This is a genomic window from Caulobacter sp. CCUG 60055 (assembly GCF_022750545.1).
Taxonomy (GTDB): Bacteria; Pseudomonadota; Alphaproteobacteria; order Caulobacterales; family Caulobacteraceae; genus PUIC01.
Window position 1 is genome coordinate 32,384 of record NZ_PUIC01000008.1, and the last position, 19,134, is coordinate 51,517.

Genomic DNA, 19,134 nt, shown 5'->3' on the forward strand with positions numbered 1-19,134 from the left:
GGTAGAGTCCTTAGATTTCTTGGTTGTAGGCGCCGACGTCGGGACGCTTGGCCAGGCGGGGCTTGACGTCTTGGCGGAACAGAGCGCGCATATCGTCCTCGGAGCGCGTGCTTTCAACCACCACCACGATCTCGGGCTTGTTGGACGAGGCGCGCACCAACACCCACGAGCCGTCCTCCAGCGCCACGCGCACGCCGTTGACGGTGATCACGTCCCTGATCGCGCGGCCCAGGATGGTCCCGCCCGAGGCGGCCAGGGCCTGGTATTCCTTCACCACGCCGTCGACGACCTGATACTTCACCTCGTCGGCGCAATGCGGCGACATGGTCAGCGAGGTGTAGGCGACCGGCAGGGCCTTCTTGAGGTCCGACAGCTTCTTGTCCGGGTTGCGGTCGAGCATGGCCAGCACCGCCGCCGCCGCCGTCAGGCCGCAGTCGTAGCCGCGGCCGAGCGGCTCGTTGAGGAAGAAGTGGCCGGACTTCTCGAAGCCGGCCAGGGCGCCGATCTCGGCGCTCTTGCGCTTGATGTAGCTGTGGCCGGTCTTCCAGTAGACGGTGGTGCAGCCGTTGGCCTCGAGCACCGGGTCGGTGGCGTAGAGGCCGGTCGACTTGACGTCGACGACGAAGGTCGCCCCCGGATGGTGCGGGGCCAGGTCGCGCGCCAGCATCAGGCCGATCTTGTCGGCGAAGATCTCCTCGCCCTCGTCGTCGACCACGCCGCAGCGGTCGCCGTCGCCGTCGAAACCGAAGGCCAGGTCGGCCTCGAAGATCTTCACCTGCTCGGCCATGGCCTTGAGCATGACGTGGTCTTCGGGGTTCGGATTGTATTTGGGGAAGGTCCAGTCGAGCTCGCAGTCCATCTCGACCACCACCGCCACGCCCATGTCGCGCAGGGCCTGGGGCGCGAAGGCCCCGGCGGTGCCGTTGCCGCAGGCGCAGACCACCTTCAGCGGCCGGCGCACCTGGACCCGCTTGACGACGTCGGCGACATACCGCTCGCGCACGCCGTCGACGCGGGTCAGCTTGCCGCCCGGCCGCTCCTTGAAGGCACCGGTCAGCACGATGTCCCTGAGCCGGCCCATCTCGTCGGGGCCGAAGGTGAGGGGGCGCTGGGCGCCCATCTTCACGCCGGTCCAGCCGTTCTCGTTATGGCTGGCGGTGACCATGGCCACGCACGGGGCGTCGAGGTCGAACTGGGCGAAATAGGCGACCGGCGACAGGGCGAGGCCGATGTCGAGCACCTCGCAGCCGGCGGCCAGCAGGCCGAGCGTCAGGGCCTGCTTGATCGACAGCGAATAGGAGCGGAAGTCGTGGCCGACCACGATCTTGGACTGGCCGAGCTCGTGGATGTAGGTCCCCAGGCCCAGGCCGAGGGCCTGCACGCCCAAAAGGTTGATCTCCGGGCCGAACAGCCAGCGCGCGTCGTATTCGCGAAAGCCCGTCGCCTTGACCAGCGGTTCGTTCTCATAGGCCAGGGTGTTGGGGGCGAGGTCGGCGCGAGGCGTTGAAAACATCTGAGTCTCGTCGTGTACGGATCTTGCTCTTAGACGGCGGCTAGGCGGCGCGCCATCGACGGTTTTATGACGCTCGTCATGCGCGCGTTCGGGCGGCGGCGCACCTCAAATGACGCCGGCCCGCAGCAGGTCATGGACGTGCAGGATGCCGACCGGCCGGCCCTGGTCGACGACGAACAGCACCGTGATGCGGCCTTCCATCATCTTCAGCGCCTCGGCGGCCAGGGTGTCGGGGGAGACGGTGCGCGGGTCGCGGGTCATGACGTCGCCGGCGACGTGATCCATCAGGCCGTCGATGTGCCGGCGCAGGTCGCCGTCGGTGATCAGGCCGACCAGCACGCCGGCCTCGTCCACCACGCCCACGCAGCCGAACCGTTTCTCGGTCATCACCAGCAGGGCGTCGCGCATCGGGGTCCGCGGCGAGACCAGGGGCAGCTCGCCGCCGCCGTGGGCCAGGCCGCCGGCGGTGCGCAGCATCGCCCCCAGCTTGCCGCCAGGGTGGAAGACGTGGAAATCGCGGGGCGTGAAGCCGCGCCGTTCGACCAGGGCCACGGCCAGGGCGTCGCCCAGGGCGATCTGCAGCGTGGTCGAGGTGGTCGGGGCGTTGATCTCGGCGGTCGCCTCCGGCGCGTCGGGCAGCAGCAGCAGCACGTCCGCCGCCTTGGCCAGGGTCGAGGCCGCCGCCGCCGTCATGGCGATCAGCGGGATCGAGAAACGCTTGGCGTAGCCCAGGATGTCCGACAGCTCCTTGGTCTCGCCCGACTTGGACAAGGCCAGGATCACGTCGTCGGGGCCGATCATGCCGAGGTCGCCATGGCTGGCCTCGGTGGCGTGGACGAACATGGCCGGGGCCCCGGTGGAGGCCAGGGTGGCGGCGATCTTGCGCCCGACGTGGCCCGACTTGCCGATGCCGGTGCAGACGATTCGTCCGCGCGCGGCGAACAGGGTCTCGACGGCCGAGACGAAGGCGTCGCCCAGCCCGTCGGCCAGCAGGGTCAGCGCCTCGGCCTCGGCGGCCAGGACTCGGCGGCCGACGGCCAGGACGTCGAAGCCGCTCACGGCAGCTGCGCGGTGGGGTCGATCACCGGGCCCTTCTGCTTGGGCGGCTTGGCGGCCGGGGACTTGCCCGGGGCCGGCTGCGAGGAGCCGGTCTCGGCGGCGGCGGCGGCTTCCTTGTCGCGCTGCTGCTGCGCCACGGCGGCGGCCGTCTCGCGCTGCATGGCCGCCCGCATCTCGGGCGTGCGCTGCACGGGCATGTGGCCGAACGGGCGGGGCGAGCGGTCGCCCAGCCCCTGGGGCCAGATCGCCGCCAGGGCGATCATCGCCGCGGCGGTCAGGGCGAAAAGCGGCAGAAGGATGCGGTCGGGCATGGGCCGCATATAGCACGCCTCGCGCCGGCCTCCAGCTTGACGCGCCGGTCCGTGCGCTCTACCGCCCCTCCGTCGACCCTCTGCCGGAAGCGCGCCCAATGCCCACCCTCGTTCTCCTCCGTCACGGCCAGAGCCGCTGGAACCTCGAAAACCGGTTCACGGGCTGGGTGGACGTCGACCTGACGGCGGAAGGCGAGGCCCAGGCCCAGCGCTCCGGCGAGCTGCTCAAGGCGGCCGGCGTCGCCTTCGACCGCGCCTACACCTCGGTGCTGATCCGCGCCATCCGCACCGCCGACACGGCGCTGGCGGCCGCCGGCCAGCTGTGGATTCCGCTGACCAAGGACTGGCGGCTGAACGAGCGCCACTACGGCGGGCTGACCGGGCTGGACAAGGCCGAGACCGCCGCCAAGCACGGCGACGAACAGGTCAAGGTCTGGCGCCGGTCCTACGACATCCCGCCGCCGCCGCTGGCGGCCGGCGGCGAATACGACTTCGCCCGCGACCGCCGCTACGCCGGCGCGCCGATCCCGGACACCGAGAGCCTGAAGACCACCCTGGAGCGGGTGCTGCCCTATTGGGAGGCCGAGATCGCGCCGAAGCTGGCCGCCGGCGAGACCGTGCTGGTCGCCGCCCACGGCAATTCGCTGCGCGCCATCGTCAAGCACCTGTTCGGCGTGCCGGACGAGGCCATCGTCGACGTCGAGATCCCCACCGGCAACCCGCTGCTCGTCGAGCTGGACGCCGGCCTGAAGCCGGTCTCGGCCCGCTATCTGGACGAGGGCCGGGCCCAGGCCCTGCCCAGGATCTGAGGTCCGGGGGCGGGCGCCCCCGCGCACAACCCCTTAGGGAATCCCCTTTCGATCCAGGCTCCCGCCCGGCGGCGGAACGAGCCCGTCGGCGTGTGTCGTCGCCGGCGCGCTGATCTGCGTACACTGATTTGAGTACGCATAACCTCCATGCGACATTAGTATTCGTCCACCCCCGATTCACCATTTTCCGGTATTGGATACAATCATCGTATCAAATTTTGAGTCGCGAACACCGCGACGACCCGAGGTTCTGTTCTTGATGAGTTGAATTCAGGGGAAAACGATGCCGCATTCGTACTGGCTTAGGTTCGTATTGCGTCGGGCGCCGGTCGCCGGTTTGACCTCGTTGATCCTTGCGGCCGCCCCGTGCGCCGCCCTGGCCTCCACGGCCACCACCAATTTCTCGGTGACCGCCACGGTGCTGGCCGTCTGCAACGTGCAGGCGACCAACCTGGCCTTCGGCTCCTATTCGGCCACCAACGCCACGCCCGACGACGCCAGCAGCAGCGTCAGCGTCACGTGCAGCAACGGCCAGCCCTACGCCATCGCCCTGGACGCCGGCGCCGGCACGGGCGCCACGGTGGCGGCCCGCACCATGGCCTCGGGGGCGAACGCCCTGTCCTATGCGCTCTATACGGGCTCGGCCCGCACCACCATCTGGGGCGACGGCTCGCTGTCGACCTCGACCGTGGCGGGCTCCGGCAGCGGCGCGCTGCAGGCCTACACCGTCTACGGCCGCATACCGATCAATCAGTACGTGGCGGCCGGCAGCTACGCCGACACCGTGACCGTGACGATCACCTATTGAAGGGGAGCGACATGCGCGCCGCCCCGTCGACCGGCCGCCATCCGCCCGCGCCGCCGGCGGCGCTCGCCCTCGCTCTCGCCGTCCTCGCGCTCGTCATGGCCCCGGCGGCCGGCGCGGCCTCGCTGGAGACGGCGCCGACCACCATCGAGCTCGCGCCCGGCAGCCGGGCCGGCGTTCTCTACGTCTCGAACCGGGGCGACCGGCCGCTGGCCTTCCAGGTCGAGGCCTTCGACTGGAGCCAGGACGGCGGCGGCGACCGTCTGACCCCCAGCATCAGCCTGGAGGTCAGCCCGCCGATCGCCGAGCTGGCCCCCGGCGGCACCCAGATCGTGCGCCTGCGCGCCTCGCCGCGCGCCGGCGGGGCGAGCGAACGCGCCTACCGGCTGGTGGTCAGCGAGCTGCCGCCGCCTGGCGGCGGGCAGGAGCAGCAGGTCCGCGTGCTGCTGCAGTTCAACATGCCGGTCTTCGAGCGGGCGCCTTCGGGCGGCCGGGCGGCCCTGGCCTGGGACGCGGTGCTGAACGGCGACCGGCTGGTCCTGACCGCCACCAATTCCGGCGCGCGCCGCAGCAAGTTCACCGACGCCCAACTGGTCGCCGCCGCCGCCGGCCGCCGCGCCGTGGCCGGCGGCCCCGTCTATGTGCTGGCCGGCGCCAGCCGGGTGTGGACCGCCCCGGCCGCCGGCCTCAAGCCAGGAGATTCCGTCGCCATCGAGAGCCGGGACGGCGACAGCGGCAAGCTCATCGCCGCGTCCGTGGTGATACGGCCCTAGGTCGACATGGGTGCGGGTTTGGCCAGTTTCGCCGCCGCCATCGCCGCCAGCGCCGCGTCCTCCACCCTCGGGCTCCGCCCGGAGATCCAGCCCGACGCCGCGTCGCTGGGACTGCGCGGCGCCATTCCCGCCGCCGCGTCGCCGGCCCCGCCGCCGGACGCCTTCCTCCAGCAGGCCTCGATAGCGCCGCGTCCGGCCAGGACGCCGCCGGGGCAGGACAGCCTGCTGGAGCTCTGGGTCAACGGCCGCACCGACCATGTCCTGGCCCGGGTCCGGGGCGCAGGTCCCGGGGCCCAGGTCGAACGGGCGGCCCTGACCGCCGCCGGCGTGGCGGTCGACCCGGCGGTCGTCGGCGACTTCGTGCCCCTGGCGGCGCTGGGCCCCGGGCGCGCCCAGGTGGTCGGCCCCAGCCAGCAACTGATGCTGACCACGCCGGCCGGCGGTCCGGTCCAGGTCTTCGACGCTCGCGGCGTGCAGGCCTGGAGCGGCGGCGCCTCGGGCGGCGGCTTCATCGGCCGCTACGACATCTCGGCCCTGACCGGCCCGGGCTCGGCCGCCGGCGGGAGCTGGTCGGTGGGCGGCTCGCTGTCGGCGACGCTGTTCGCGCCGTGGGGCGTGGTGACCTCGACGGCGCTCGCCCGGGCCTCGCCGGCCGTCGACAGCTTCGTGCGGCTGGACACCGCCTACCAGTACGACGACCCGGCCCGGCTGCAACGGTGGGTGATCGGCGACGCGCTGTCCTCGGACCTGCGCTGGTCGCGCGCCGTCCGCTTCGCCGGTCTGCAATTCGCCAAGGACTTCTCGCTGCGGCCCGAGATGTCGACCCTGCCGCTTCCCGATTTCATGGGCAGCGTCGCCGCCCCGTCCACCGTCGACGTCTTCGTCGATTCCGCGCGGGTCTACAGCGCCGACGTCTCGCCTGGCCCCTTCGCCATCCGCAACATTCCGGTGGTGACCGGCCGCGGCGACGCGGTGGTGGTGGTGCGCGACGCCCTCGGCCGGGACGTGACCACCACCTTGCCGCTCTATGTCAGCGCCGACCTGCTGGCCAAGGGGCTGAGCAGCTACGCCGTCGAGGTCGGCGTCCTGCGCCGCAGCTACGGCCTGCGCAGTTTCGACTACGGGACCGGGATGACGGCGGGCACCTTCCGCTATGGCGCGACCGGCTGGCTGACCCTCGAGGGCCACGCCGAGGCCACCAAGGACGCCCAGGTGGTGGGCGGGGGCGGCGCGGTCGCCTTGGGGACGCTGGGCTCCGCGACGGCGGCCCTGGCCGGCAGCCACAGCCGCTTCGGGGACGGGGCGCTCTACGCCGTCTCGGCCCAGCTCCAGGGACGGCGGCTCGGGCTGTTCGGCTCCTATTCGGGCTCCAGCGGCGCCTATGCGGACATCGCCGCGGCCGAGGGCGCGCCCTTGCCCAGGTCGCGTCTGCAGCTGGGGGCCAGCTACGGCGATCCCGGCTTCGGCTCGATCGCCGCCTCCTGGATATCCCAGACCGGCGGGTCGGGGCGGATTTCGCTGACGACGGTGTCCTATACCCGCATGCTGTCCAACGGCTGGTACTTCGGGGCCTCGGCCTTCCACAGCGATCCGGGCGCCTGGTCGGGCCAGGTGTTCTTCCGGGTGCCCCTGGGCCAGGACCGCGCGGCGTCGGTGTGGGGCGACGCCCACGACGGACGCTTCGACCCCGGCGTCTCCTATACGCGCTCGGTGAACCCGGACGGCGGTTTCGGCTATCTGGTCGCCGCCTCGGCCGACCGGACCCAGAGCTTCCAGGCCAACGCCACCTGGGTCGGCTCCAACGCCACCGTCGACGTGGGCGTGCTGTCCAACAGCGCCGGCCAGTGGGGACGGGCGCTGGTTTCTGGCGACATCGTCGACGTCGACGGCTCGGTGTTCGCCACACGGCCGTCGGACGGGCCGTTCGCCCTGGTGCGCACCGGCCAGCCAGGGGTGAAGATCTATCGCGAGAACCGCGAGGCGGCGACCACCAACGCCCGCGGGGAGGCCATGATCGCCGACCTGACCCCCTATGCGACCAACCGCATCGGGGTCGACACGGCCAGCTTTCCGATCACCACCCGCCTCGACGACGAGGTCAAGGCCGTGGCGCCCCGCGCGCGCAGCGGCGTGGTGGTCGACTTCACGCCCAAGGCCGGCCGTCCGGCCCTGCTGGCCCTGCGAAGGGCCAATGGCGCCGCCCCGCCCGCGGGCTCGCGCGTGCGCCTCGCCGACGGGCGCGAGCTGATCCTGGGCCGGAACGGCGAGATCTTCCTTCAGGACCTGTCGCAGCCGGTGACTGGGACGGTGATTTTCGACGGCGGCGCCTGCCGCTTCTCGGCGCCGGCCGCGCCTGAGGCCGTCGGCGACCAGATTCCGCGCCTGGGGCCGGCGCGGTGCGAAGAGGCTCCCGCCCATGAGGGTTGACCCGCGCCTCCTGGCCATGGCGCCGGCCCTGGTCCTGGCGGCCGCGCCGCGCCCGGCCCACGCCCTGCTGTGCGGCACGATCCTCGATCCGCTCAGCGTGTCGGCGACCACCCTGGCCTTCGGCTCGTACAACGCCAGTTCGCCCACGCCCAGGGACGCGACCGGTTCGGTGACCGTCAGCTGCGGGCTCGGCCTGGACCTGCTGCCGGCCTTCACGGTGTCGATCTCCGCCGGATCGGGCAGCTTCGCGACCCGCAAGATGGCCTTCGGAGCCTCCCGGCTGAACTACAACATCTATACCGACGGAGGCCGGACGACGATCTGGGGCGACGGCACCGCCGGCACGGTGACCCAGTCTTACTCGACCGTGCTGGTCCTCGGCTCGATCACCTATACGGCTTACGGCCGCGTTCCGGTCGGCCAGTACGTCGCCAGCGGCGCCTACGCCGACACCCTGGTGGTCACGGTGACCTACTGAACGGTCGCCGCCGGCCGCGCTGGAGGCTATACCGCCCCTGGCGCCGGGCTGGGCGGCGTCGAGCGAGCGGGCTGGGTCATGATCTCCGACGACGTCATGCTGATGCGCCGCGCCATCGCCGCCGCGCGGGCCAATCTGGGGCGCACCTGGCCCAATCCGACCGTGGGCTGCGTCATCGCCAGGGACGGTCTGGCGGCGGCCGTCGCCGCCACCGCGCCGGGCGGGCGGCCCCACGCCGAGGAGCAGGCCCTGGACCAGATCGGCGAGAGTGCGCGGGGCGCCGTCGCCTATGTCACTCTCGAACCCTGCGGCGAGCGGTCGTCCGGCCTGGCCTCGTGCGCCGAGCGGCTGGCCGCCGCCGGCGTGGCGCGAGTGGTGATCGCCTGCGACGATCCGTCGCCCTACGCCGACGGACGTGGCCTCGCGCGATTGCGGGCGGCCGGGCTCGAGCCCGAGATCGGCCTGCTCGCCGAGGAGGCGCGCGGCCTCTACCGCGGCTATTTCCACCGGCTGGCCGTCGGCCGGCCGCTGGTCGAGGCGTCCGAGGACGGGCAAGGCTTCGACGCCCTGTTCGAGCCCCAGCCCGGCGAGGGACTGGCCCTGGCGCTCGACCGCTATGGCGCGGCCGGCTATACGCGGCTGTGGACGCCGCGCGGCGGGCCGCTGGCCTGGGAGCTGGCCGGGCAGGGGCTTCTCGACCCGGCCGTGGCGTCAGCCTTGCGTTAACATTGGCCTGTCAGCATCGGACGGTCCATTCGTCGGAGTGATGTTCCCCATGCCAGCGATCGGGACGGCCGGGAATCACCGCCGCCTCACGCAACAGGAAGCCGATCTGATCTGCGCAAGGCATGACCGGTTGTGGGCCGCGCGGCCGGGCGGCGCCCGAGCCGTGTTTTCGTGGATGGACCTGTCGGGGCTGAACTTCCGGGGGCGCAATCTCGCCGACGCCGATTTCACCGGAGCGGTGCTCGACGGCTGCAAGTTCGTCGGCGCGCGCCTGGACCACGCCATCTTCTATGGCGCGGACATGCAGAACACCGACCTGACGGAAGCCTCGCTGCGGCGGGCCGACCTGCGCGGCGCCTGCCTGCGCGGCGCCGACCTCACCGGCGCGGACATGTTCGAGGCCGACCTGCGCGAGGGCACCATCACCACGCCCGACCGCGAGAAGGGCCTGCGGGTGATCGAGCCCGCCAAGCGGGCCAGCGAGGCGCAGGGCGCCATTCTGGCCGGCGCCAACCTGGAGCGCACGCGGATGTCCGGCGTGATCGCCGTGCGGGCCGACTTCACCGACGCCATCCTCAAGGACGCCAAGCTGGTCCGCGCCAACCTCAAACAGGCGTCGATGTCGGGCGCCAACCTGGCGGGCGCCGACCTTTCGGGGGCCAACCTGGCTGGGGCCGACCTGCGCGACGCCATCCTGGTCGGAGCCTCGCTGACCCATGCCGACATCACCAACGCCCAGATGGACGGGGCGCTGACCGACGGTCTGGCCGGGGTGGACGTCGAGGCGCTGCCCTACGGCGACATGATCCGCGAGCACGCCCTATGGTGCGAGACCGACGGCGCGGAGGGGCGGCCCTCGGTCTTCGACGGCGCCGACCTGCGGGCGCTGAAGTCGATCCGCGGCTACAACCTGACCGCCCTGTCGGCCAAGGGGGCGGTGTTCTACGGCCTCGACATGGAAGGCGCCCAGCTGCAGGGCGCGCACCTGGAAGGGGCGGACCTGCGGGCCTGCAACCTGCGCCGGGCCGACCTGCGCGGCGCGCGGCTGAAGGGGGCCAAGCTGTCGGGGGCGGACCTGCGCGAGGCGCAGATGGGCCCTCTGCTGCTCGGGGCCGACCGCCTGCTGCCCTGCGACATGAGCCGGGTGATCGCCAAGGGCGCCGATTTCACCGGCGCCGACATGCGTCAGGCGCTGCTGGTCGACAGCGATCTGAGCCGGGCCAATTTCAGCGGGGCCGTCCTGCGCCAGGCCGAACTGGCCGGCGCCTTCCGCGAAGGGGCCAAGGGCCTGGAGACCGCCATCCTCTGACGCCGTCGGCTCCGACGGAAAAAAGGGCGACGCCATCGGCGCCGCCCTTCGTGGATTTCAGGTCCGGCCGGTCCCTCAGGCGGCCTTCTCGCCCTCGATCAGGCTGGCCGATGGCGCGGTCGAAATCTCGATGCGGCGCGGCTTGAGCTGTTCGGGCAGTTCACGCTTCAGCGACACGGTCAGCAGGCCGTCGGCCAGCGACGCGTCGGTCACGATCACGTAGTCGGCGAGCTGGAACCGGCGCTCGAAATTGCGCTCGGCCAGGCCGCGATGCAGGTAGCGGCGGCCCTGGTCCTCGTCGTTGGCGACCTTGCGGCCCTGCACGGTCAGGAGGTTCTCCTTGACCTCGATGTTCAGGTCCTCGGGCTTGAAGCCGGCGACGGCGATCTCGATGCGGTAAAGGTTCTCGTCAGTGCGCTCGATGTTGTAGGGCGGATAGCCCGAGGCGCTGTCGGCGCTGGCGGCGTCAAGCAGCGCGGCCAGGCGGTCGAAGCCGACGACGGAACGATAGAGGGGGGAAAAATCGATCGTACGCATGTGCGTCACATCCTTCTTGGTTCAAGCAAGGTTGCGTTTCTGGGGCGGACCGTGCGCGAGCCGGAACGGCCTCGCGCGGTGATCCGGAAGGCCCGGACATCCAGCGCCTTCGCCAACCTAGGTGGGATGCGGCTGCGGGGGTTCAAGGGGAGAGCGGCTGGACGGGGATGGAGATTAATTCACTTGCCTTGCGGCGGGCGGACGGCGAACCCTCGCGCACGTCCACCGTAAAGAACCGCACCATGAACCTCTCCAGACTGGCCGCCCTGGGCTGCGTCTCTCTTGTGGCGGCGGTCTCTTCCGCGCCCGTCTCGGCGGCCACCAAGGCCTTCCCCAACGCCACGCCGGCGATCGCGCCGACCTTCTCGGAAGACGCCGCCCTGGCGGCGGCCGTGGCCGGCCCGCAGCGCGCGGCGGCCAACAGGGCCCGCGACGGCGTCCGCAAGCCGGTCGAGGCGCTGACCTTCTGGGGATTGCAGCCGGGCGACGTGGTGATCGACCTGCAGCCGGGCGGCGGCTACTGGACCGAAATCCTGGCCCCCTACGCCAAGGCCACCGGCGGCCGCTACGTGGCCGGCCTGGCCGATCTCGACAATCCCAAGCTGTCCGAGAGCGCCCGCAAGGGGCGGGCGAACTTCCTGGCCAAGTACGCCGACGCCTCGGTCTGGGGCAAGGTCGAGGCGACCAACTTCGGCGGCGTCTCCGGCGCCCTGGCGCCGGCCGGCTCCGTCGACCTGATCCTGACCGCCCGCGAGATTCACAACTGGATTCCCGGCGGCTATCTCGACAAGGCCATGGCCGACATCGCCGCCGCGCTGAAGCCCGGCGGCGTGCTGGCGGTCGAGGACCACCGCGCCGATCCCCGGCCGATGCGGCCCGACGCCTCCGACGGCTATGTCAACGAGCAGGCGGTGATCGCCGCCGCCGAGAAGGCGGGGCTCAAGCTGGACGCCCGCAGCGAGCTCTACGCCAACCCCAAGGATTCGAAGGACCACCCGTTCGGCGTCTGGACCTTGCCGCCCACGCGCGCCAGCGCGCCGTCGGGTCAGCCCGAGAATCCGGCCTTCAACCACGCCAAGTACGACGCCATCGGCGAGAGCGATCGGATGACCCTGCGGTTCCGCAAGCCGGGCTGACCGCTTTGACCGCCGGGGCCCGGCGCGATAAGCCATGTGTGACGCGCGGTTGCGGGGGCGATCGACGTCTTAGGGGAATGCTCGCGTGAAGTACGCTTTTCCGTCCGACTTCTCTCGGCGAGGCCTGATGCTGGCCGCCGGCGCGGCGGCGTTGGCCGGCTGCGGGCGCAAGCCGGCGGCGCCGGCCGAGCGGGCCTCGCCCGCCGCGGCCAAGGTGCACGAGGTCACGCTCCAGGAGGTCGTCGCCGGCGACTGGCGGCCGGCGGCCGACAAGGCGCGGGACAAATGGCGCCACCCGGTCGAGAGCCTGACCTTCTGGGGGCTCAAGCCGGGCATGACCGTGGTGGAGTTCTGGCCGGGCGCGGGATGGTACACCGATGTCCTGGCGCCCTATCTGAAACAGACGGGCGGCAAGCTCTATGCGGCCGATCTGCAGGTCGGCGACCCGTCCGAACCGGCCGCCGCCGAGATCGTCGAAGCCTATCGACGCAAGCTCGAGGCCAGCCCGCGCGTCTACGGCAAGGTCGAGATCGCCGCCTTCGGCCCCACCTCGGGACCCCTGCCGCCGGCTGGCGGCGCCGACATGGTCCTGTTCCTGCGCAACGTCCATAACTGGATGGCCGGCGGCTTCGCCGAGAAGGCCTTCCACGACGCGTTCGCCGTGCTCAAGCCGGGCGGGGTGCTGGGCGTCGAGGAGCATCGCGCCGCCCCGGGCGGGGTTCAGGACGTGCTGGCCGGCAACGGCTACGTGCAAGAGGCCTATGTCCGGCAACTGGCCCAGGAAGCCGGCTTCGCCTTCGACAAGTCCAGCGAGATCAACGCCAACCCGGCCGACCTCAAGGACTATCCGTTCGGCGTGTGGACCCTGCCGCCGACCCGGCTCTCGGCCCCGCGCGGCCAGCCGGCCAAGCCGGGCTTCGACCATTCGAAATATGACGCCATAGGCGAAAGCGACCGCATGACCCTGCGCTTTGTGAAGCCGAAATGACCGTGGCGCCCGACAGACGCAAGCTGCTCGGCGCGGCCCTGGCCCTCGGCCTGGCCGCCGCCGCCGCGCCGGCCCTGGCGGCGCGCCCGCCGGTGGACGTCGCCAAGGTGTTCCCGTTCCTGGACCACTTCCTGCGCATCCCGCCGGAGCAGCGAACCGCCTATGAGTTGGTCTACTACCTGTCGGTCGACGGCCGTCCGGCCACGGGGGTCCATATCTGGGTGGAGACGCCGCAGGGCAGGGTGCACCTGCCGATCGGCGCGGACGGCCGCGTCCAGACCCTGCCGACCCTGCCGATGATCAAGGCGCACCGCAAGCTGGTGCTGGACGCCCCGGCCAAGGCCAAGTTCGGCATGAACATGGAGTTGCAGGCCAAGATCGCCCCGGCGCCCGAGATCGGCGCGGCCGAGGTGGCCAGGGCCATCGAGCAGGCCAACGCCGGCATCAAGGCCTCGGGCCCGCTGCTCGGCCTGATGGCCCCGAAGATGTCGCGGGCGGTGTTCTTCGGCGCGGGATCGGGGGTCGCGGTCCTGGCCGACGGGCGCAACGTCGCCTTGCCCACGGCCGAGGGGCAGCCGGCCTTCAACCCGTCGGTCATCCGCGGCGCCCGCAGCCTCAGGTTCACCCACCCGCCCAGCCGGATCCTGCTGGCGCCGGCGAAGTAACGGCGTCCTTTCGAGGCTTGATGTTGACGCTAACGTCAACGTCTGAACGTTGTTTACATTCGTGTCAGGAGCCGCCAAGTTAGCGCCCGCTGAACAGGGCGCAGCCCAGCACGCCACTTCCGAGGAGAACGGTCCATGGCCACGCTGCAAGACATCACCGAACAACTTCAAAAAGCCGTGGGCGCCGATTCCGGCCTCGGCAAGACCTTGAAGTTCGACTTCAAGGGCGACGGCTTCATCTTCGTCGACGGCGGCTCGGTCACCAACGAAGACAAGCCGGCCGACTGCACCATCGTCATCTCGAAGGACGATTTCGAGTCGATGGCCGAGGGCAAGCTCGACCCGACCATGGCCTTCATGCAAGGCAAGCTGAAGATCAACGGCGACATGTCGGTCGCCATGAAACTGCAACCGATCCTGGCCAAGGCCCGCGGCTGATCCGGCGTGTCTGAGCAAGCGCCTCTGCTCTCGATATCCGAGGCGCCCGCGCCGGCCGACGGCGCGGCGGAATGGTTCGACGGCGCGGGGGGGGCTCCCCTCCGCGCCGCTCTGTTTTCGCCGAAGGGCGCGCCGAAGGGCTCGGTGGTCGTCAGCCCCGGCCGCACCGAACCCATCGAAAAATACTACGAGGTGGTCGCCGACCTTCAGGCCCGGGGCTTCGTCGTCCTGGTCCACGACTGGCGCGGGCAGGGGCTGTCGCACCGCGAACTCGCGGACCGCAGCAAGGGGCACGCCCGGGGCTTCAAGACCTTCCTGGCCGACTATGGCCTGCTGCTCGACCGCTTCGCCGACCGCCTGCCCAAGCCGTGGATCGCGCTGGGGCATTCGATGGGCGGTTGCCTGACCCTGTTGGCGCTGGCGCACGGCGAGGACCGCTTCGCGGCCTGCGCGCTGTCGGCCCCGATGCTGGGCCTCCACACCGGCGGGCGCTCGCCGCTGCTCGGCCGGGCCTGGGCTTGGTGGATGGTCCATACCGGCCGCGCCGGCGACTATCTGTTCGGCGACGCGCCCGACCCGCTGGCCTATGATTTCGAAGACAGCCGCCTGACCCACGACAAGGCGCGCTACGACCGTTACCACGCCCAGATCCTCGCCTGTCCCGATCTGGCCCTCGGCGGGCTGACCTGGGGCTGGCTCGACTTCGCCTTCAGCGCCTGCGCCTGGTTGCAGGCCGCGCCGGCGGTCAGCCGGGTGGCCATGCCCGTCGTGGTGGTCGGGGCCGGCGACGACAGCCGGGTGGTCAACCGCGACCTCAAGGCCGTGACCGCGCGCCTGCCGCACGGCCGCTATGTCGAGATCGCCGGCGCCTATCATGAGCTGCTGGTCGAGACCGACCCGGTTCGGTCCGCCTTCTGGCGCGAGTTCGACGCCCTGACCGGACCGGTTATTTCGCCGAACGCCTGAGGGCGACCAGGGCCTCGTCCAAGCAGGCGCGGTCGCCGGCCATGACCACCTGGCCGCCGTCGCGGCCGACGGGCGCGCCGCGCCAGTCGGCGACGACGCCCCCAGCGCCTTCGACCAACGGCACCGCCGCCTCGATGTCCCAGCTCTTCAAGCCGGCCTCGATGACCATGTCCATCTTGCCGGCGGCGACCATGGCGTAGGCGTAGGCGTCGCAGCCGAGACGCGCCAGGCGGGCGGCGGCGCGCACCTGGGTCCAGGCGCCGCGCTCGGCGCCGTCGAAGCAGGCTTCCGGGTCGGTGGTGGCGATCAGGGCGTCGGTCAGGCGCGGGCAGGGCCGCACGCGCAGCGGCGTCTCGCCGCCGGCGTGGATCAGCCGCGAGCCCGCCGCCTGCGAGCCGATGAACACCTCGCCGAGATAGGGCTGGCCGATCGAGCCCAGCACCGGCGCGCCGTTCCAGCGCAGGCCGATCAGGGTGGTCCACAGCGGCAGGCCGGAAATGAACGCCCGCGTGCCGTCGATAGGGTCCAGGACCCAGACGAATTCGGCGTCCGGACGGTCCTCGCCGTACTCCTCGCCGATCACGCCGTGCGCGGGATAGCGCTCGGCGATGAGGCGGCGGATCGCCGCCTCCGCGCCGCGGTCGGCCTCGGTGACCGGGTCGAACGCCTGGCCCTTGGCTTCGCCCTTGTCCTCCAGGCCGTGATCGGCGCGGAACAGGGGCAGGATCGCCGCCCCGGACGCGCCGTTCAGCGCGATCAGGAAGGCGTCGAGTTCGGCGAGTCGGTCGGGGCTCAGCGCAGGCATGCTCGAGGCTTAGCCTCCTGGCCGCTCGCTGAGAAGCCTCAGGCGCTCAACGCCTCCTCGCCTTCGTCGTTCAGCGACTTGGCCAGGTCCAGCAGGCGGCGGCGGGGGCGTTCGTCGAGGCTGTAATAGGCGTGGATCAGGTCCAGCGTCTCCTTGCGGGCGAACACCTCGCCCTGGCTCTCGGCGCGCTCCTCGCGGCGGTCGCGGACCGCGACCTCGTGCGGGTCCTCGGCCAGGCCGTCGTAGAAATAGGCCACCGGCACCTCCAGGGCTTCGGAGAGCTGCCACAGGCGGGCGGCCGAGATGCGGTTGGCGCCGCACTCGTACTTCTGGATCTGCTGGAAGCGGACGCCGCAGGCCCCGGCGAGCTGCTGCTGGGTCAGGCCCAGCAGGCGGCGGCGGCGGCGGAGGCGTTTGCCGAGGTGAAGGTCGATGTCGTTTCTCATGGGCGCAAGCCCCCCAAAAAGGTCGGTCCTTCCCGTCCCAGAACGGGACGGCCGGGTGAGTCACCCGCAAGCCACATGCCGTGACGGTTGAAGGTCGCCCCAATTGCGCGAAGCGGAGCCGACAGCCTATTTAGGTCCATGTCCGAACCGCATTCCCCGTCTCAGCCCGGCGCCCTGCAGGATTTCCTGTGGCGGATCGAGGCGTTCGGCTTTGATTTGTTCACGGCGATGGTCCGCGCCATGCCGGTGGACTGGGCCTCGGCCGCCGGGGGCGGGCTGCTGAAACTGCTCGGGCCGCTCAGCGGCGCGCACAAGACCGCCCGCCGCAACATCGCCCTGGCTTTTCCCGACATGCCCGAGGCCGACCGTCGGCGCCTGCTGAAGGCGCAATGGGAGAGCGTGGGCCGGACCTTCGCCGAATTCCCGATCATGGACCGCATCGCCCTGGCCGACGACCGCATCGAGCTGATCAACGGCGAGCGCCTGGGCCAGATCGCCGGCCAGAACGAGCCGGTGGTGTTCGTCTCGGGCCACCTGGCCAACTGGGAGGTGATGCCGGCGGCGATCGTCAAGGCGGGGGTCGATTGCTACATGACCTATCGCGCGGCCAACAATCCCTATGTCGACAAGCGGATCAAGGAAAGCCGCGCCCGCTACGGCATCCAGCTGTTCGCGCCCAAGGGCAGCGACGGCGCGCGCGACATGCTGCTGGCCCTCAAGGACGGCCAGTCGGTCGCCCTGATGAACGACCAGAAGTTCAACGGCGGCGTCGCCGCCCCGTTCTTCGGCCACGAGGCCCGCACCGCCGAGGGGCCGAGCCGGCTGGCGATCCGTTTTGGCACGGTGCTGCAGCCGATGTCGGTGCAGCGGACCCGCGGCGCGCGCTTCCGGGTGACGGTGTACGACCCCATCGAGCCGCCGCACACCGAGGACCGCACCGCCGACATCGAGGCGTGCGTGCGTGCGATCAACACCTTCATGGAGGACCGCATCCGCGAACGGCCGGAGGAATGGTTCTGGGTCCACAAGCGCTGGCCCAACGAGGTCTATGCCGGCCTCGGCGTCTGAGGCCGGCGGCGGCGGTCCGCGCTAGAGCTCGAAGGCCGGGCGCAGATTGGCCGTGCGCCGCTCCGGGCCGATATAGGCCACGTCGTCGATGCGCCGGCGGCATGGACCGAAATAGCTGCGTGTCCGCACGAAGGGCCGGGGGTGATAGATCACCGCGTTCAGCCGCTCGATCAGGGCGCGGGCGGTCAGCGGCTTGACCACGAACTCGGTCACGCCGGCGTCGCGGGCCTCGCAGACGCGGTGCCGTTCGGCGTAGCCGGTGATCATGATGATCGGCAGGTAGGGATTGCGGCTGTCGGGCGCGGTGCGCACCTGCTGGGTGAACTCGACGCCGTCCACCGGCGACATGCGGAAATCGACGAAGGCCACGTCGGCCGGCCAGGTCTTCAGGGTCTCCAGCGCCTCGGCGCCGTCGTGGGCCTGCCTCAGGTCGTGGACGCCCAGGCTGCGCAGCACCGTGGTGATGATGGCGCGCATGTGCTTGTTGTCGTCGACCAACAACACCCGCAACGCTTCCAAGCCAGACGCCATACGCGCGTTTCTCCCGCGACTTCTGCGGCCGCCCTTCTTCGTGAACGGCTGGATTCTGCTATCCTGGGCCACGCGGGATGCGCCGTCGCGGCCGACAGGAATCAACGGACTCAGGATCGCCCGGGATTGGCTTCCGAAACGTTACCGCGCCCCCGCGCGGGATAGGTTTTCTTCACAATTTGGCGGGGGCCTCGGCGCCGACCATCAGCAGCGGGTCGAGATTGCGGCCGTGCCATTTGAGCCGCCAGCACAGGTGCGGGCCCGTGGCGCGGCCCTCCTGGCCGACCGCGCCGATGAGCTGGCCGCGCCGGACCTGTTCGCCGCGCGCCACGTCGATCCTGGACAGGTGCAGATAGGCGCTGATCAGCCCCTGGCCGTGGTCGATCAGGATCAGGCCGCCGTCGAAATGAAGGCCGGTCTCGGCGAAGGCGACGACGCCGTCGGCCGGCGCGCGCACCGGCGTTCCGACCGGCGCGGCGAGATCGACGCCGTAGTGCGGGGTCTTCGGCTGGCCGTTCAGGATGCGCTGGCCGCCGAAGCGGGTGGTGATCCGCGCGCCCTCGACCGGCAGGATGAAGCCCGCGACGAAGTCCTCGCGGTCGAGGCGGCTGGCGAAGCCGGCCGCCTTGCGCTCCGCCTCGGCGGCGATGCGGGCGAGCAGGGCCGGGTCCTGCGGCGTGACCTGGTCCGGCGGCAGGCCGTCGATGCGCTGGATATCGAAGCTGCGGGGCGCGACCGACTGGACGTGGCTGGCCTCGCCCTCGGGCGTGCGCACGGCGATGGTCACCCGGGACGGCGAGTCGCGGTCGAACCCGACGAAGAAGGCGCCGTCGGCCGAGGCCGCGCCTTCCACCACGCCGTCGACCAGGATGGTGGCGCGGGGCGCGGTGCGGCCGAACGCGAAGCCGCCCTGGACATAGGGACCGGTGAGCAGCAGCGAGGGGGGGGCGGCGTAGGCGGGCGCGGCCAAGGGAGCCGCCGCCGCCGCGAGCAGCAGCAGGCGCCGGCTTGGCCGGATCAGGCTTGTCCGTTCAGAGTCCGCCACCGCGCCAAAGCCTCCTTGGGCCCCGCATAAGCTTCCTGAAGCTCGGGGTTCCAATAGCGCAAGGCGTCGAGAGGGATGCGCACGCCGCTGACCGCGCACTCGACAAAACGGCCGGGCTTCATGACCACGAACTCGCCGTCGCCATAGTGGACGACGGCCAGGTCCGCGGGGTTCCCGGAAAGATCGCGATCGTAAGCGTTCATGGTCCCAATGTAGCGCCGCCGGGCGCATTCACAAACTCGATACGCGCTTTGGCCGTCCGCCGCGCGGTTAATTGTCAATTCGGAAACTTCTGAAAC

At 71.1% G+C, this 19,134-nt stretch carries 22 protein-coding genes; 13 read left to right on the forward strand and 9 right to left on the reverse strand.

Going from position 1 to position 19,134, the window contains the following annotated elements; all coding sequences use genetic code 11:
* Window positions 1-10: 10 nt before the first annotated feature.
* The 3 genes from C5708_RS12190 to C5708_RS19550 form a co-directional block, all read right to left on the reverse strand.
* Window positions 11-1,513, reverse strand: coding sequence for a phosphomannomutase/phosphoglucomutase (locus tag C5708_RS12190; protein ID WP_242921471.1), 1,503 nt, complete (start codon window positions 1,511-1,513; stop codon window positions 11-13).
* A 105-nt stretch (window positions 1,514-1,618) separates the two neighbouring features.
* Window positions 1,619-2,572: a KpsF/GutQ family sugar-phosphate isomerase gene (locus C5708_RS12195; RefSeq protein WP_242921473.1), complete on the reverse strand. Its 954-nt coding sequence runs from the start codon at window positions 2,570-2,572 to the stop codon at window positions 1,619-1,621.
* On the reverse strand, window positions 2,569-2,892 hold the full coding sequence (locus C5708_RS19550; RefSeq protein ID WP_347567018.1) for a hypothetical protein: 324 nt from the start codon (window positions 2,890-2,892) through the stop codon (window positions 2,569-2,571). Before C5708_RS19550 ends, C5708_RS12195 begins: the two co-directional genes overlap by 4 nt.
* A gap of 89 nt (window positions 2,893-2,981) precedes the next feature.
* Between C5708_RS19550 and gpmA the strand changes: the two genes are divergently transcribed.
* From gpmA to C5708_RS12235, 7 genes are all read left to right on the forward strand, one after another.
* A complete protein-coding gene (gene gpmA / locus C5708_RS12205; protein ID WP_242921475.1) occupies window positions 2,982-3,692 on the forward strand; it encodes a 2,3-diphosphoglycerate-dependent phosphoglycerate mutase in 711 nt (236 codons plus the stop codon).
* A 337-nt stretch (window positions 3,693-4,029) separates the two neighbouring features.
* Window positions 4,030-4,500 (forward strand): spore coat U domain-containing protein, encoded by a 471-nt coding sequence (locus C5708_RS12210; RefSeq protein ID WP_242921477.1) that lies wholly within the window; start codon window positions 4,030-4,032, stop codon window positions 4,498-4,500.
* An 11-nt stretch (window positions 4,501-4,511) separates the two neighbouring features.
* The gene (locus C5708_RS12215) at window positions 4,512-5,270 is read left to right on the forward strand and encodes a fimbria/pilus periplasmic chaperone (protein ID WP_242921479.1); all 759 of its coding nucleotides are present in this window, start codon (window positions 4,512-4,514) and stop codon (window positions 5,268-5,270) included.
* Between the two features lie 18 nt (window positions 5,271-5,288).
* Window positions 5,289-7,697, forward strand: a complete 2,409-nt coding sequence (locus C5708_RS12220) for a fimbria/pilus outer membrane usher protein (protein ID WP_242921481.1) — start codon at window positions 5,289-5,291, stop codon at window positions 7,695-7,697.
* Complete coding sequence (locus C5708_RS12225; RefSeq protein WP_242921483.1) at window positions 7,687-8,175, forward strand: spore coat U domain-containing protein; 489 nt, start codon at window positions 7,687-7,689, stop codon at window positions 8,173-8,175. The genes C5708_RS12220 and C5708_RS12225 overlap by 11 nt, the downstream gene beginning before the upstream one ends.
* Window positions 8,176-8,253: 78 nt before the next feature.
* Window positions 8,254-8,901: a bifunctional diaminohydroxyphosphoribosylaminopyrimidine deaminase/5-amino-6-(5-phosphoribosylamino)uracil reductase RibD gene (locus C5708_RS12230; protein WP_242921485.1), complete on the forward strand. Its 648-nt coding sequence runs from the start codon at window positions 8,254-8,256 to the stop codon at window positions 8,899-8,901.
* A gap of 40 nt (window positions 8,902-8,941) precedes the next feature.
* Complete coding sequence (locus C5708_RS12235; RefSeq protein WP_242921487.1) at window positions 8,942-10,210, forward strand: pentapeptide repeat-containing protein; 1,269 nt, start codon at window positions 8,942-8,944, stop codon at window positions 10,208-10,210.
* 75 nt (window positions 10,211-10,285) lie between these two features.
* On the opposite strand, the gene C5708_RS12240 is transcribed toward C5708_RS12235, so the two are convergent.
* On the reverse strand, window positions 10,286-10,747 hold the full coding sequence (locus C5708_RS12240; RefSeq protein WP_242921489.1) for an Hsp20 family protein: 462 nt from the start codon (window positions 10,745-10,747) through the stop codon (window positions 10,286-10,288).
* Window positions 10,748-10,989: 242 nt separating this feature from the next.
* On the opposite strand from C5708_RS12240, the gene C5708_RS12245 reads away from it, so the two are divergent.
* The 5 genes from C5708_RS12245 to C5708_RS12265 all read left to right on the forward strand — a co-directional run bounded on the left by C5708_RS12245 (window position 10,990) and on the right by C5708_RS12265 (window position 14,940).
* A complete protein-coding gene (locus tag C5708_RS12245; protein WP_242921491.1) occupies window positions 10,990-11,883 on the forward strand; it encodes a methyltransferase in 894 nt (297 codons plus the stop codon).
* Between the two features lie 127 nt (window positions 11,884-12,010).
* A complete protein-coding gene (locus C5708_RS12250) occupies window positions 12,011-12,871 on the forward strand; it encodes a methyltransferase (protein ID WP_242921862.1) in 861 nt (286 codons plus the stop codon).
* Complete coding sequence (locus C5708_RS12255) at window positions 12,868-13,536, forward strand: hypothetical protein (protein ID WP_242921493.1); 669 nt, start codon at window positions 12,868-12,870, stop codon at window positions 13,534-13,536. The genes C5708_RS12250 and C5708_RS12255 overlap by 4 nt, the downstream gene beginning before the upstream one ends.
* Before the next feature lie 135 nt (window positions 13,537-13,671).
* Entirely contained in the window at window positions 13,672-13,974 is a 303-nt protein-coding gene (locus tag C5708_RS12260) for an SCP2 sterol-binding domain-containing protein (RefSeq protein WP_242921495.1), read from the forward strand.
* Window positions 13,975-13,980: 6 nt separating this feature from the next.
* Entirely contained in the window at window positions 13,981-14,940 is a 960-nt protein-coding gene (locus C5708_RS12265; protein ID WP_242921497.1) for an alpha/beta hydrolase, read from the forward strand.
* Here the strand turns inward: C5708_RS12265 and hisN are convergent.
* Together hisN and C5708_RS12275 are read right to left on the reverse strand one after the other, a co-directional pair.
* On the reverse strand, window positions 14,921-15,745 hold the full coding sequence (gene hisN, locus C5708_RS12270) for a histidinol-phosphatase (protein ID WP_242921499.1): 825 nt from the start codon (window positions 15,743-15,745) through the stop codon (window positions 14,921-14,923). The two genes, C5708_RS12265 and hisN, sit on opposite strands and share 20 nt — an antisense overlap.
* A 38-nt stretch (window positions 15,746-15,783) precedes the next feature.
* Complete coding sequence (locus C5708_RS12275) at window positions 15,784-16,191, reverse strand: helix-turn-helix transcriptional regulator (RefSeq protein WP_242921501.1); 408 nt, start codon at window positions 16,189-16,191, stop codon at window positions 15,784-15,786.
* Between the two features lie 138 nt (window positions 16,192-16,329).
* Here C5708_RS12275 and C5708_RS12280 point away from each other — a divergent pair, with 138 nt between their 5' ends.
* The gene (locus C5708_RS12280; protein WP_242921503.1) at window positions 16,330-17,259 is read left to right on the forward strand and encodes a lysophospholipid acyltransferase family protein; all 930 of its coding nucleotides are present in this window, start codon (window positions 16,330-16,332) and stop codon (window positions 17,257-17,259) included.
* A 21-nt stretch (window positions 17,260-17,280) separates the two neighbouring features.
* Here the strand turns inward: C5708_RS12280 and C5708_RS12285 are convergent, their stop codons facing one another.
* The 3 genes from C5708_RS12285 to C5708_RS12295 all read right to left on the reverse strand — a co-directional run bounded on the left by C5708_RS12285 (window position 17,281) and on the right by C5708_RS12295 (window position 19,038).
* The gene (locus tag C5708_RS12285) at window positions 17,281-17,790 is read right to left on the reverse strand and encodes a response regulator (protein WP_242921505.1); all 510 of its coding nucleotides are present in this window, start codon (window positions 17,788-17,790) and stop codon (window positions 17,281-17,283) included.
* A gap of 172 nt (window positions 17,791-17,962) precedes the next feature.
* Window positions 17,963-18,760, reverse strand: coding sequence for a M23 family metallopeptidase (locus C5708_RS12290; RefSeq protein ID WP_242921864.1), 798 nt, complete (start codon window positions 18,758-18,760; stop codon window positions 17,963-17,965).
* Between the two features lie 47 nt (window positions 18,761-18,807).
* The gene (locus C5708_RS12295) at window positions 18,808-19,038 is read right to left on the reverse strand and encodes a DUF2093 domain-containing protein (protein ID WP_242921507.1); all 231 of its coding nucleotides are present in this window, start codon (window positions 19,036-19,038) and stop codon (window positions 18,808-18,810) included.
* Window positions 19,039-19,134: the final 96 nt, after the last annotated feature.